9 protein-coding genes are annotated in these 15,642 nt (G+C 38.9%); all 9 read left to right on the forward strand.

Annotated features, from left to right (window positions below; translation table 11 throughout):
* Nucleotides 1–21: 21 nt before the first annotated feature.
* On the forward strand, nucleotides 22–1,230 hold the full coding sequence (locus tag BLS35_RS01580; RefSeq protein WP_090777079.1) for an alpha/beta hydrolase family protein: 1,209 nt from the start codon (nucleotides 22–24) through the stop codon (nucleotides 1,228–1,230).
* 28 nt (nucleotides 1,231–1,258) lie between these two features.
* On the forward strand, nucleotides 1,259–1,831 hold the full coding sequence (locus tag BLS35_RS01585) for an RNA polymerase sigma factor (protein ID WP_090777081.1): 573 nt from the start codon (nucleotides 1,259–1,261) through the stop codon (nucleotides 1,829–1,831).
* A 349-nt stretch (nucleotides 1,832–2,180) separates the two neighbouring features.
* A complete protein-coding gene (locus BLS35_RS01590; protein ID WP_090777083.1) occupies nucleotides 2,181–3,395 on the forward strand; it encodes a FecR family protein in 1,215 nt (404 codons plus the stop codon).
* A gap of 223 nt (nucleotides 3,396–3,618) precedes the next feature.
* Nucleotides 3,619–7,008, forward strand: coding sequence for a TonB-dependent receptor (locus tag BLS35_RS01595; RefSeq protein WP_090777085.1), 3,390 nt, complete (start codon nucleotides 3,619–3,621; stop codon nucleotides 7,006–7,008).
* 25 nt (nucleotides 7,009–7,033) lie between these two features.
* Entirely contained in the window at nucleotides 7,034–8,458 is a 1,425-nt protein-coding gene (locus BLS35_RS01600) for a RagB/SusD family nutrient uptake outer membrane protein (RefSeq protein ID WP_090777087.1), read from the forward strand.
* Nucleotides 8,459–8,674: 216 nt separating this feature from the next.
* A complete protein-coding gene (locus tag BLS35_RS01605) occupies nucleotides 8,675–9,250 on the forward strand; it encodes an RNA polymerase sigma factor (RefSeq protein WP_090777089.1) in 576 nt (191 codons plus the stop codon).
* Between the two features lie 76 nt (nucleotides 9,251–9,326).
* Nucleotides 9,327–10,475: a FecR family protein gene (locus BLS35_RS01610; RefSeq protein WP_090777091.1), complete on the forward strand. Its 1,149-nt coding sequence runs from the start codon at nucleotides 9,327–9,329 to the stop codon at nucleotides 10,473–10,475.
* Between the two features lie 239 nt (nucleotides 10,476–10,714).
* Entirely contained in the window at nucleotides 10,715–14,035 is a 3,321-nt protein-coding gene (locus BLS35_RS01615; protein ID WP_090777348.1) for a TonB-dependent receptor, read from the forward strand.
* Nucleotides 14,036–14,046: 11 nt separating this feature from the next.
* The gene (locus tag BLS35_RS01620) at nucleotides 14,047–15,606 is read left to right on the forward strand and encodes a RagB/SusD family nutrient uptake outer membrane protein (RefSeq protein ID WP_090777093.1); all 1,560 of its coding nucleotides are present in this window, start codon (nucleotides 14,047–14,049) and stop codon (nucleotides 15,604–15,606) included.
* The last annotated feature ends 36 nt before the right edge of the window (nucleotides 15,607–15,642 follow it).

Consider the following 15,642-nt stretch of genomic DNA (forward strand, 5'->3'; position numbering starts at 1 on the left):
AATCTATTATATTTGATAGATATGCTAACCAGATATAACACACCAATATTCATATTTATCTTCCTGTTTTTTGGGCTACCACGTATCAACGCCCAAATAAAAGGAACAATTTGGGATACAAACGAAATTTATAAGGTGCCAGACTATAAAACGCTAAGTACGGATTCGGCGATTGGCATAGTCTACCAGGGCTTGACTTATAAAGGTCAACCTAAAAATGTGTTTGCTTATTATTCCAGTCCGGGTACATTAACTGGCGATAGATCAAAAGATAAAAACCTACCGGCAGTAGTATTGGTTCATGGTGGTGGCGGCACTGCATTTAAAGCTTGGGCAATTTTATGGGCTAAAAAGGGATATGCAGCTATAGCCATGGATTTACGGGGTAACGACGCTAAGAAACAACATATAGCTGGAGGCTTTGATGAGCCGGGATCATTAACCCCTTACTTTACCATTACACCCGATTTGAATGAACAATGGATGTACCAGGCGGTAGGAGATGCGATATTGGCGCATAACCTGATCAGAAGTTTTAAGGAAGTAGATAGCAATAGAACGGCGCTTACAGGCATTAGTTGGGGTGGGATCATTAGTTGTGCATTGGCTGGTATTGATAACCGCTTTAAAGCCGTTGTCCCAGTTTACGGTTGTGGCTATTTATTTCAAAGCAGTGCAATGCGTAAAGATTTAGATAAATTGAGTCCATCAGATAGAGCAACATGGATTAAACAATACGACCCTTCTCAGTATATTGGAAAAGCAAAAATGCCTGTTTTGTTTATAAATGGCACAAATGATGGGAATTTTTTTCTGGATAGCTATGCCAAGACTTATAAGGAGCTGAAAGATAAAACCCTTTCTATCAAAATTGGCCTGAAACATAACCACAGCTATGGTTGGGGCAATGAAGAGATTTATTATTTTATAAATAGTTATCTGAATGGAACAGCTCCTTTAGCAAAACTTGATGCCATTAAAGTAAAAAAAGGAGCAATCAGCTCAAAATTTAAAGCGGAGATACCTATTGTTCAAGCTTATCTTAATTACACGAAGGATACCACTGCAGTGTTAAAAGACAGAAAATGGGAGCGTATGCCGGTAAAAATAACGGACAATAAGGTGTGGTTACAGACACTTCCTGATGGAATTACGATATGGTATTTATCGGTAATTGATAAAAGAGGACTACAGGTGTCGGCTGAATTGCAGTGGTCGGTTATCAATTAAAATGCTTAATTTTTTTGTAACTTGAACTATGTTATACAACCAGTTGAGCGATGAAGAATTAGCCGATCTTTTAAAGGCGGGAGATCGGGAAGCTTATACTGTGATTTTTGATCGTTTTTATGGCTTATTATTCGTTCATGCCTGCAAGTTACTCCGTAACGAAGACGAAGCAAAAGATGTGGTTCAGGAACTGTTTGAAGTGCTTTGGACACGTCGGGAAGGCCTTTCATTTGAACAAAGCTTATCAGCTTATCTGTATGCATCAATAAGAAATCGAATCATTAATCGAATTTCACATCATGAAGTAGAACATAAGTATATCAATTCTTTACGTGGATTTATAGATCGCGATACTTACTTTGCAGATTACAGGGTAAGAGAACACGAAATGAGGAAGATGATTGAAGAGGAGATTTCTGCGCTACCCCCAAAAATGAGAGAGATTTTTGAATTGAGTAGAAGGGATTACTTTTCTCATAAAGAGATCGCTGAAAAATTGCAGATATCTGAACATACCGTACGTACCCACGTTAAAAAAGCTTTACGCATACTCAAGCCAAAATTAGGAATCATTGCCTATTTATTACTGTACTTCAATTAATTTCGCGCATTCGAGGGTATTAAAGTGTGTTGACTATCAATTAACGTTGTGCCTCGGCCTAAGACAGGTATTTATATCATAAGTACATGATAGGTACATACCAGGTACCTCATTGGTGTAGACACCTAGAAGGTACCTAGAAAGTACCTGTTAGTTATGAGCCCTGAACGAGCCATTTAAGGAGCCTTGCCGAAGCTAAATTTGATCAGTTGAGTATGTTGTTTAAGTTAAATGTTGTGTCTGTTTTGTAAACCAGCAAAAGTTTTTTTATTTTTTTTCAAAAGGAGTACCCTATACCCCCCAGCTTTCCTGTTATAATAGCATAAAGTTAAAATACCAAATATACTGTATGCGTAAAGACCCAAAAAAAATGTTGGAGAAGTACAAGGCCGGCAATTGTTCAGATCAAGAAAAAGCAATTGTAGAAAGCTGGTACCTGGAGCTAAAGTCCGAGGAGGAAGCACCCACGCATACCGTTATTGAAAATACTAAGGATAATGTCTGGGCAGCCTTGTCTGCCACTGAGGGTGGTATAACAAAAAGACCAAACGCAAAAACAATTTACTTGCGTAGAGTTGCTGCCTGGGCTGCTGTTATTTCTATAATTGGCGCCACTGGATTATTTTTTATGAATAAATCAAAGGTACAGCAAGTTGCGAATCAGGCAGTGAAAAAGAACGACGTACTTCCCGGCGGTAATAAAGCTTTTTTGACATTGGCTGATGGTAGGAAAATATCATTAACAGATGCAGCGAATGGGGAGCTTGCCAAACAAGAGGGATTGGTGATCAAGAAAACTGCTGATGGACAATTGGTTTATACGGTTGCAGGCGCTGACAAAGAAGGTAAAAATGGGGCTCCATTATTTAATACAATTGAAACTCCTAAGGGGGGGGAATATCAGATTAATTTGCCAGATGGTACTAAAGTATGGCTAAATGCAGCCTCATCTTTGCGTTATCCAACAAAGTTTACAGGAAGTACAAGAACCGTGGAATTGAACGGCGAGGGATATTTTGAAGTTGCGAAAATAACAGCTCAAGGCGGCTGGTCTGAGGCTAAGAAAGGTACAAGAGTTCCTTTTATTGTTAAAACGGCCTATCAGGACGTAGAGGTATTGGGCACACATTTTAACATCAATGGCTATAAAGATGAGGCCGATATTAAAACAACTTTATTGGAAGGGGCTGTACGTGTCTCTTTAAAAGGAAACAGGAATAATCCGTCTAAAGTCAGCGATTCAAAATTGTTAACTCCTGGTCAGCAAAGCCAGCTAAATGAGAAAAACATTAACGTAAAAGCGGTTGATGTAGAAAGTGTGATGGCCTGGAAAGAAGGTGACTTTATTTTTGATGGCGATGATTTGAAGAGCATCATGCGAAAAATAGCCCGGTGGTATGATGTAGAGGTGATTTATAAGGGTGAATTCGATAATTTGAAGTTTGGCGGTTTGATGTCCCGTTCTAAAAATATTTCCTCAGTATTGGGAATTATGGAGTCAACTGGCAGGATTCATTTTGCAATTGAAGGCAAGCGTGTTACAGTATTGCACAACGAGAGATAAAAGAGCAAATAGTACAAAACCAAATATAATTAAATGTAAAGCGTATGAAGAGAAAAAAGACCACAGAGTAAGCATCTTATTTGAGGTATTATAGCCAAAGATTTTCGCATCTACATGTGAAAGTATAATAAAAAACCGGAAGTGCGTGGAACCACTTCCGGTAAAAATGGCTGGGATAACCTCCAACAGTTAATTTTTCGTTTAACCCCAACTAACCAAATGTATGAACTTTTACAAACAATCTGTATGTAAGCCGAGGGGCTTTGTGCATAAATTTCTGGTAATCATGAAGTTTACTACAATTCTACTGGTCACCGCCTTTTTACAATTTGCTCAGGCCAGTAACGCGCAGCGCATCACTATTTCCAAAAAGAATGCGACACTGCAACAGCTATTTAAAGAGATCCGTAAGCAAAGTGGATACGATTTCTTTTACAATCAGGAAGACATTAAAAAAGCAAAAAGAATTGATATCTCAGTTCAGAATCAGACGCTGGAAGATGTTTTGAAGCTTTGCTTTGAAGATCAGCCTTTCACTTTTATGTTTAAGGACCGAACGGTGGTTGTCAAAGAAAGTAAGCCAACTGAAGTATTATGGAATAGTTTTATTCAAAAAGTTGAGCTGAAAGGGAAGGTTACCGATGAAAAAGGTGGCCCTATGCCTGGTGTAAGCATAAAGCTTAAAGGAAGTAATATCGCTACTATGACCGACTGGAATGGTAGTTATGCTTTAACCTTGCCAGATGGAAATGGTACATTAGTTTTTAGCTATGTTGGCTTTGCGCCACAAGAGATTAAAGTAGATAACAGGACCTGGATTAGTGTGGTATTAAAAGAAGAAAATAGCGCACTTTCGGAAATTGTAGTGGTGGGTTATGGTACACAGAAGAAAAAGGATTTAACGGGAGCTGTGTCTTCTATTTCAGCTAAGAGTGTAGAGAATTTGCCAATCGCACGTGCAGATCAGATGATTCAGGGTAGAGCAAGTGGAGTACAGGTTACCCAAACTCAATCACAACCGGGCGGAACCTCTAGTTTAAGGATTCGCGGTACCAATTCCATCAATACGAACAATGAACCATTATTTGTGGTTGATGGATTTCCAGGAGCAGGTAATTTAAATACCATAAATCCAAACGATATACAGTCAATAGATATCTTAAAAGACGCCTCATCAATTGCAATTTATGGAAGTAGAGGCGCTAATGGAGTTGTGATCATAACGACTAAAAAAGGAACGGCGGGTCAGGCGGCCATTAATTTCGAGGCGTATTACGGATTGCAAAAAGTAAGGAAACCTTACAAAATGATGAATGCAACCGAGTATGCTAATTATCTGAATGATGCACAGAAGCTTACTAATGTAGAAACTCCGACTCTGGCAAAAGCCTTACCCTATACGGACGCACAGATTGCTGCATTTGGCGAGGGTACAGATTGGCAAAATGAACTATTTCAAACGGCTCCAATTAGTAATTATCAGTTAAATTTTATAGGTGGAACTCCGGAAACCAAATACAACCTGAGCATGAACTATTTTGACCAGGAGGGAATTATCATCAATTCGGGTTATAAAAGAGCATCTGTGCGGTTTAATTTGGATAAAAAAGTGGGTGAAAAGCTGAATTTTGGTTTTAGTTCTCAACTGACTGGAGGAATTGACAACCGTGCGCTTGTGAACACCGGGGGTGGTTCTGCTGGTGGAGTTTTATTAGATGCCTTAAGAATCAACCCTGCTATTCCTGTGATGACGAATGGCGATTATACCTATCAAAACGGGCCAACGGGCTACACCTTTGCATTGGGTAATCCAATAGCTTACGCCAACAAAACAACAAATCAATATAAAGACTTGCGTGGCTTGATTAATTTTTATGGAGAATATGAACTTATCAAAGGGCTAAAGTTTAAAACAACTGCAGGCACAGATTTTGATTTCCAAACCAGAAATCTTTATATCCCATCTGATATATTTTTGGGTAGTAACACCGTGGGCTCGGCAAGAAAAGAATATGCAAACGCTGTAAGTTGGGTAAATGAGAATACGTTAACTTATGATAAGCAGCTCAATGAAAATAATGCCATTAATGTTATTGGTGGTTTTAGTATGCAACAATTTGATACCAACGATTTTTTCTCTGCCAGTACAAATTTTTTTACCAATGTGCTGGGATATGATAACATCGGTATAGGAGCAAACGTGTTGACACCGGGTTCTACCCACAACAAAAATACATTAGCCTCTTTCTTTGGCCGTGCAAATTACCGCTTGATGGATAAGTATCTCTTTACATTTACCATGCGGGCAGATGGTTCTTCTAAATTCGGTGCAAACAACAAATGGGGATATTTTCCTTCAGGAGCAATTGCGTGGCGGATTATTGAAGAAGATTTCATGAAATCGCTTCCTTTTATTAGCGATTTAAAATTACGCGGTAGTTTGGGGGTGTCAGGTAATCAGGAAATTGACCCATATCAATCCATAAAACGCTATCCAACAAATAGTGCAACTTTAGGAGGGAGCACTCGTGTGGTTGGCGTATCACCAGCCAATATCCCTAATCCTGATCTTTCATGGGAATCAACCTCATCATTCGACATTGGTTTAGACCTGGCTTTTTTTAAAAATAGAATTACTATGACTGCTGACTATTACAGCAAGCATACCAAAGATTTGTTGTTGAATGTTTCTGTGCCACGTACTACAGGTTATGCGAGTATTTTATTGAATGCTGGCGGCGTAGATAATAAAGGCTTTGAATTAGCCATCAACAGTGAGAATATTAACGGAAAATCTTTTCAATGGACAACTAACCTAAATTTCTCCTTGAACCGTAACAAGGTTACAGATCTTGCTGGTGAGAAAGAACGTTTCGTGGGTGACGCCAGTACAAGTCTTTTTCCATCAGGAACAGGCGGGACCAATATTTTAAGGGTAGGTGAATCTATTGGTTCATTTTATGGTTACCGTTTCGTAGGTATCTGGCAAACGCCAGAGGAGATCACTGCCAGTGGAATCAAAGGTGTATTGCCGGGCGATCCAAGATATGCTGATTTGAACGGTGATAAGGTAATTGATGCGAAAGACCGGGAAATTGTAGGGCATGCACAACCTAAATTTATTTACGGTGTGACCAATAACTTTACCTATGGTCGTTTAAACCTGAATGTATTTATCCAAGGGGTACAAGGAGATGATGTACTGAATTTAAACAGATATGAGCTGGAATCAGGCGACTTTACCACCAATAAACTGGCTACTGTAAATGACAGATGGACAGGACCAAATACTAGCAATACCATTCCGAAGGCTAATAGTACTTTACGTAGAAGAACTGGTATTACGAGTGATGTGGTAGAAAATGGAAGTTTCCTGCGTTTGAAAACGGTATCCTTATCTTATAACCTGCCGCTAGGTAAAGGATTGAGCAAAACCATTAAATCGGCTAGTGTTTATGTGACCGGAACCAATCTTTTAACTTTTACCAAGTATAGTGGTTATGACCCTGAGGTGAACTCATTTGCAAACACAAATGTTTTGAGTTTAAATACAGATTATAACGCTTACCCGACAACCAAAATGTATACTGCCGGTGTAAGAGTTGGGTTTTAATTGATTATTTATTAAGAACAAGACAATGAAGAAGATATATATAATATTAGCTATGCTGATGGTCATCAGCACTTCATCCTGTAAAAAGTTTCTGGAAGAAGATCCGTATGATTTTATCTCAGAAGATAAATTTTATAAAACTGAAGGTGATGCACTTGCTGCTTTGAATGGAGTAGTGAGCATTATGCAATTGCAACAGTATTACGGTCGTACCATCTGGATTGTAAATGATTTAACCGGCGACCAGATGAAAGTTGGTGCGCCACAAACCAACCGACCTGAATTGTATAGTCAGACCTACACCTCTACCAATGGGGAGATTAGCAATTGGTGGACAAATTCTTATGTATTGATCAATCGGGCCAACGATGTGATCAAAAATGTTGAGGGTGGATCAATTCCAGCCCCTTCAAGAGACAATATTGTTGGTAATGCTAAATTTTTGCGTGCGCTTGCTTATTTTGATTTAATAAGAAGTTTTGGTGATGTACCTTTAATTACTAAACCGACTGCGGCAACAGACGATTTGAAGCCTGCACGTACGCCAATTAAAGCGGTATATGCCCAGGTTATTGAGGATTTAATATTTGCTGAGGTCAATTGCACTAAGGAAGATAAGATTCCTGCAGCAAGTAAGGGTAGGGTTTCGAGTGGCGCGGCAAGTGCTTTACTTGCCAAGGTTTATTTAACCAGGGCATCAAGTACGGCTGCCGAACCTACGGATTACCAAAATGCCCTTATGGAGTGTAATAAGGTAATAGCGGTAAGTCCAGCTGTATACACTTTGTTGCCTTTTGCGGATGTTTTTGATCCGAATAAGAAAGCTGCGAACAAAGAAGAGATTTTTGCTGTACAGTTTGGTTTACCACCAAATACGGGTAATATCACACCTCGTATGCACTTACCAAAAGCTGTTGCGCCTTTTGACGGCAATGAAGCTTTTTACGTAGAAAATTCCTTTGCCTTATCTTATGCGGCAACAGATACAAGGAAGGCTGCAACCATTGGCGTGGTACCAGCAACCACTAATTTCTACTACCTTAAATTTACTGATCCTTCGAGACAAGGAAATAGCGCCCGGAATAATTGGGTGATTTTGCGCTATGCAGATGTGCTGCTAATGCAGTCTGAAGCAATGAATCAGATCAATACTGGCGATGTTAATAAATTTAATGGTATCAATGCCGTTAGAGCCAGAGCAGGGCTTTTACCTTTAAGTTTTGTAAATACTCCAGGTAAGGAGGATTTTATCACCGCGTTGGTAAATGAAAGAGGTTGGGAGTTTGCAGCTGAGGGGCAAAGAAGGTATGATTTGCTAAGGCTTGGAAGAATGAAGGATCAGCAGCTGAAAGTGCACAATATTGTGCTGGAGGATAAGTATTTATTGATGCCAATCCCTGAAACAGAAAGGACTACAAATGGTAACCTGACTCAGAATCCAGATTTCTAACAAATCAAAAATAAAGTAGAAATGGCAATGGTTATAATGACTGTTGCCATTTTTTGTTGTGCATTTATTGCCAATAAAGCTGAATAAAATGCTAATCTGAGATGTATTAATTGTATTACATTTGACAATACACTAACCAAATGCATTATTATCTGGGCCTGTTTATGTCAATTTTTGGCATATCATCCGTCGGTAATAGATAATTTTTACCATTATATGTCAGGATATCACTCACATACAGATGAAGAATTGTTTGTTCTGATAAAGGAGGGGAATCATACGGCCTATACACAAGTTTTTGATCGTTTTTATTCACTCTTATACCTGCATGCCTTAAAAATCCTTTTGGATGAGGATGAGGCTAAGGATCTGGTTCAGGAATTGTTCGAAATGATATGGCTAAAACGCAGCTCATTGGTCATTAATGGAAGTGTTTCTGCTTACTTATACGCATCCACGCGGAATATGGTGCTAAACCAGATTGCCCACAAAAAAGTAAAGAATAGATATTTAGACTCTCTTGGAGAATTTATTGGACAAGAGGAATATCACACTGATTTCTACGTGAGGGAAAGAGAGTTAAAGCGCATTATTGAAAAGGAGATTTCGGCTTTACCTCAAAAAATGAGTGAAATATTTAAATTAAGTCGTACAGAATGTTTGTCTCACAAGGAAATCGCGTCCAGATTAAATTTGTCCGAATTGACAGTTAAAACGCAGGTTAAAAGGGCGCTTAAAATATTGAAACCTAAGTTTGGCTTTATCATCGGATTGATGTTGCCATTTATTTAATATTTTTTTTACGCACGTACCCCCAAGCCTTATAGCTTCTTGTCTTATGACTAAAAAAACCTAAAAAGGTATAGTTATGACGGACGATCCAGAGAAATTATTAGATAAATACAATGCTGGTTTATGTACGGAGGAAGAAAGGGCTGCTGTTGAAAGCTGGTATCTAAAGTTGAGTTCGGCCGAAGTTGAAGACTTGGATACCGGATCTGCAGAGCGTACAAAGCGCATCGTTTGGTCCTCTTTAACAGCAAATAAACCGGTGGTAAAAACATCTCGTCTAAAGTATTGGGCGGCTGCAGCAGCTGTATTTATAATTGGTCTCGCTGGCTATTTTTATTCAAGCCCTGTTACACCAAAACAGCAATTGGCTGCTCATCAGTCCAAAAATAATACGATTGTTCCGGGAAGTAATAAAGCTTTTTTAACATTAGCCGATGGCCGTAAAATTTCTTTGACTGATGCCAATAGTGGTGAAATTGTTAAACAGGAAGGATTATCTATCAATAAAACTGCTGATGGAAAAATCGTTTATACAGTTGTTGACCAAGAAAAAAATGCTGGTCAAGAGAAAATAGCATTTAATATAATTGAGACTCCCAAAGGAGGACAATATCAGATAAATTTACCCGATGGTACCAAAGTATGGCTAAATGCAGCCTCATCCCTTCGATATCCAACAAAATTTGCTGGAAGTATTAGAAAAGTAGAACTAACTGGAGAAGGGTACTTTGAAGTAGCGAAAGTGCATATTCCTTTTGTAGTAAAAACCTTAGGGCAGGAGGTGGAAGTGCTGGGTACCCATTTTAATATCAACAGCTATAAAGATGAAAATGATATCAAAACAACTTTGTTGGAGGGATCGGTACGTGTAATTCCAGTGGGTACCAATAAAAATTACCACGCTAAGTTATTGAAACCAGGAGAACAAAGCCAGTTAAATGAAGGTGATTTAAAAGTTAAGGCTGTAGATACTGAGTCCATTGTTGCCTGGAAAAACGGCGATTTTATCTTTAAAGGTGATGATTTAAAAAGCATCATGAAGAAGGTAGCCAGGTGGTATGATGTTGAGGTGGTATATAAAGGTGATTTCGACAATCTAAAATTCGGCGGATACATATCCCGTTCAAAGAATATTTCAGCAGTACTAAATATTATGGAGTCAACAGGTAAAGTGGATTTTAACATCAAAGGCAAATTGGTCACGGTATCTAGACTGCAGAAATAAACAAGCAAAAATTATAAACCAAATATTAAACAGTATGAAAAAAAGATTACACAACAAGTGCCTTAATTAAGGTAGTGTGCCAAAAAACCGGAAGTGCTTCGAACCACTCCCGGTAAAAAATGGCTGGGATTACCCGCAAACAGTTAATTTTTCGTTCACCCCAACTAACCAAATGTATGAACTTTTACAAACAATCTGTATGTAAGCCACCCGGCTTAATACATAAATTTCTGTTGATAATGAAACTTACCGCAGTTTTAATGATCACCGCCTTTTTGCAGTTTGCTCAGGCAGGCAAGGCGCAACGCATTACTTTTTCACAAAGGAATGTAAGCCTGGAAGAGGTATTTAAAGAAATCCGTAAACAAAGTGGGTATGATTTCTTTTACGATGTAGAGGATATTAAAAAAGCAAAACGAGTTGACCTTTCGGCAAAAAATGAAACTATTGAAGAGGTACTTAACCGTTGTTTTAAGGGCCAACCATTTACCTATTTGCTAAAAGAAAGCACTGTTATTGTAAAAGAAAAGATAGCGAGTGATTTAGGTAATAACATGGAGGACCTTAGGAAAATCGACATAAAGGGCAAAATAACCGATGGAAATGGAATAGGGTTGCCAGGAGTAAGTGTAAAACTGAAGGGGACCTCAACAGGTGTGGTGAGTGATAAAAATGGTAATTATGCGCTTTATGTACCCGATAACAATGGTATATTGGTTTTTAGCTATATCGGTTTTTCAAGTCAGGAAATTCCAATCGGTGATAAAACAATCATAAACGTGAAATTAGCTGAGGAAAATGCGAATTTATCTGAGGTGGTTGTAGTTGGGTATGGAACTCAAAAGAAGGTTAATTTAACAGGATCTGTAGCCACAGTTGCTGCCGATGAATTAATTAAAAGACCTGCAGCAAACGCTTCACTTTTATTGCAAGGTAAAGTTCCTGGATTGCAGATCATTCAAAATTCTGCGCAGCCAGGTTTGGAAAGTCCTTCCATCCAAATTCACGGGGTAGGTACTTTTGGTGCAAGTGGTAACAATCCTTTAGTCTTAATAGATGGGGTTGAGGGATCTTTAAGTAACGTTAATCCCAATATGATAGAGAATATCTCCGTATTAAAGGATGCCGCATCAGCAGCAATTTATGGTGTTCAGGGCGCTAACGGAGTAATTCTTGTCACCACAAAAATGGGTGTTAAAGGCAGGTTAAATATAGAATATGCTTACAATTATGGCGTTCAGAAACCAGCGGGCGTTCCCGATCTGATCTGGAATTCGGCCGAGTTTATGGAACTTAGTAATGAGGGGATTAACAGAACCGGACAAAATGCTGGAAAGCTGTATTCTCAAGTCCAGATTGATGCTTACAAGAATGGAAATGGGTCAGCACAATTCCCAAATACCAACTGGGCAGATCTGATGTTTAAAGATGCAAGCATGCAACAGCATTTTTTAAGTGTCAATGGAGGAGAAGGCAAAACAACTTATAATTTCGGATTGGGCTATCTTGATCAAAAGGGTATTCTTTTTAATACAGGATACAAAAAGTACAATGCTTCTCTGAATTTTAAAACACAAATGGGTAAGGTGGTTACATTTGGGAGCAATTTTAGCTTTATGCAAGGCGATAGGAGAGATCCTGTAGATAATTCAGAGAATCTGGTGTTGAGTATCTATGCACAGCACCCACTTTGGTCTCCTTATTTGCCAGATGGAAGTGGTAGGGTAGTTAGTAAAGCCTATGATTTTGAAACCACCAATCAGAATGCTTATGCTGTAATGAATACAAGTAAGGACCTCAATAAAGAATATGGTATTTCTGCGATCAGTTACCTAAATTTTAATATTGCTAAGGGCTTAGTTGCTGAGATTAGAGGTGCTGTTAGATACAATACAGACAGACAAACCGCTAGTAGGATTCCATTACCTACTTTTTTATTCCAACCGGATGCAGCAGGTGTTTATAAGCCACAACAGAATTACCTGGGTACTTTTATCACACTTAGAAAAACTCAGCAGGAGTTTATGAATTATACAGCCTATTCTACCTTAACATATGATGAGACATTCAATAATGTACATCATTTTAGTGCTGTGGCAGGGTACAATATGGAAAATCATACCTATCAACAACAGGCGGGATTTAGAAGAGACTTTCCTTCACCTGATTTATCTGATTTAAATGCAGGTGGAAATGATGCGCAAACTGCTAACGGATATTCTTATGAATGGGCATTGCAGTCAGGATTTGGACGTGTGAATTATGCTTATGATAACCGTTATCTTTTCGAAGCAACACTACGTTATGATGGTTCTTCAAGGTTCCATAAAGGTAAACGTTGGGGAACATTTCCAGCTCTTTCGGCTGGATGGAGAGTTTCTCAAGAAGCGTTCATGAAAGACAAGGAATGGCTAAGTAATTTAAAAATCCGCGGTTCATGGGGACAGTTAGGGAATCAGAATATAGCGAATTATCCTTATCAAAATCTCTTGGACTATGGAACATATATCTATGATGGCGTAACCACAGGAATTGTATCTCAAAATTTATCAGACCCAAATATTACCTGGGAAACTACCACAGCAGCCGGATTTGGACTTGACTTTGATTTATTTAAAGGCAAGCTGTCGGGTACTTTTGATTATTTCGATAAAAGGACAAAAGATATTTTACGTGTAGCACAGTTACCTGATTTTATAGGAATGGGAGCACCAACGGTTAATTCGGGTGCCATGAAAAATACGGGCTTCGAATTTACATTGTCACATAAAAATAAAATAGGGAATGTAACTTATGAGCTGGGAGCCAATTTTTACACTTATAAAAATGTGGTCACAAAATTCGGTCCTGATGAAATTCAGGGAAATAAGATTAGACGTGAAGGTTTGGCATGGAACTCTTGGTATATGTTAGATTGGATTGGTGTTTTCCAAAATCAGGCAGAGATTGATGCTGCTCCAAAACATCAGAATAGTCCAAAACCAGGTGATTTAAGGTTTGCTGATCATAGTGGTCCAAATGGTGTTCCTGATGGAAAGATTGATCCTTTTGATCGAGTGGTTATCAAAGGACAACATCCTGATTTTAACTATGGATTTAACTTGAACCTCGGGTACAAAGGATTTGACTTATCTGCATTCTTTTTGGGCGTGGCAGGTAGAAAAGTGTACACTACGGATTGGGGCTACGGTGCTTTCAGACAATGGTCGCCACCACCTACATTCTGGCGTGACAGATGGACACCAGAAAATCCAACGAATAAGTTACCAGGAATGTATGTTGATACTTATGCACCTATTACAGCGGCTTCTTCTTTTTGGTTGCAGGATGCTTCTTATTTAAGGTTAAAAAACCTTGTGGTGGGTTATACTTTCCAAAACGAACTTATTAAAAAGATAGGATTACAAAATCTCAGACTTTATTTCTCTGGGGATAACCTGTTTACCATTACAGATTTTGTAGGTGATCCGGAACGAGTAATCCTTGACAATACAAGTGGTCGTTTCGCCATCTATCCACAGGCAAATGTATATACGGTAGGAATTAAAACAACTTTTTAAAGATAAAGATCATGAATATTAAATCTATAAAATATGCCATATTAGCGGCGTCGATTATCTTTCTTCTCGGTTGTAAAGATGATTTTTTGGACAAACAGCCCACTGATAAATTAACAAATGAAGTATTTTGGACCTCAAAAAAAGATGCAGATCTTGCATTGGCAGGTTGTTATAGTACTTTAAGAACTCCTGGATATGCCATTGATGTGAGTTCGTTCTCTTCGATGCAATTCGAAAGCCTTACCGATAATGCTTATAGCAATTCAACCGGAGATGGTTATACCGATATATCGAGGGGGATTATAACTTCTTCAACCGGCGGAATTCTGGCGCGTATGTGGACGGAAGGTTACCGTGGTATCGCCCGTTGCAACTGGTTTTTGGGGAATATTGATAAAGTGCCTGATTTGACTGTAGCTGACAAGAACCGGATGCTGGGTGAAGCCTATTTTCTGCGTGCTTTTTTCTACAATGAACTCAGCATGTTATATGGGGATATTCCTCTGATTACTGAGGAATTGGGGTTTGGGCCTGATGTCTTTAAAGTAAAGAAATCTCCTAAGGCCGATGTTGTGGCTAAGATTATTAAAGATCTGGATCAGGCGAGTACAGGTTTGCCAAATGTTCCTTATACGAATGGTCATCCGGTAAGGGCTTCGGCACTGGCGCTTAGAGCAAGAATTTGCCTGTATAATGAAATGTGGCCAGAAGCGGCTGCGGCGGCTAAATTAGTCATAGACGAAAAGAAAGCTTCATTAGCTACAAATTATTCGGGAATATTCTTTGGAGAGCAAAATAACAATCCAGAGATTATCTTTTCGGTCAGAGCATCGAGTCCGACTGCTGTTCATAATTTGGATTTGTTGTATGGTTCCCGTTTTGCAATGGTACCGATGCATAGTTTGGCCGATGCCTATGAGATGAGTGATGGTACTAAACCGGTAGCTCCCATTGTTCCATCTTCTTACGATCCGAACAATAGGATGAGAAATGACTTTTATCAAAATAGAGATCCACGTCTAAAGCTAACCATCTTTACGCCTGGAGCGCCATGGGCCTATAATAAAACCATTGGTTTTAACAATATAGATAAGGGTAAAGCAGAATCGCCTTCAGTTAATAATTTAGGTGTCCGTAAATACATTAATTTAAGTGTGGATGACGGGAATGCTGGCTTAACCGGTAGTGAACAGGCATTGGTTAAAATCCGTTTTGCAGATGTATTGCTAATGTACGCCGAGGCGATGACAGAAATTGGTGGTGGAACAACCACAGATTTTAACGCATTAAAAGCACTAAATGATGTGCGGGGGAGACAGGGGGTCGCTATGCCACCAAAAGCAGTTTTAACACGTGATGTAGTGCGAAATGAGCGTAGAGTAGAATTGGCTTTTGAAGGCTTGAGGTATTATGATATTAAACGTTGGAAGATTGCCAAAACGGTTATGAACGGCGTTAAAGATCCGGGTAATATAACTCGTGTGTTCGAAGATAAACACTATTTATGGCCTGTTCCTCAACCTGAAGTGGATAAAATGGGAATTGATTTTCAGAATCCAGCTTACCGTTAAGGAAGTTATTGTAGGACAATATTTTAGTCGGTCGTC

It is taken from the genome of Pedobacter sp. ok626 (assembly GCF_900100435.1).
Taxonomy (GTDB): Bacteria; Bacteroidota; Bacteroidia; order Sphingobacteriales; family Sphingobacteriaceae; genus Pedobacter.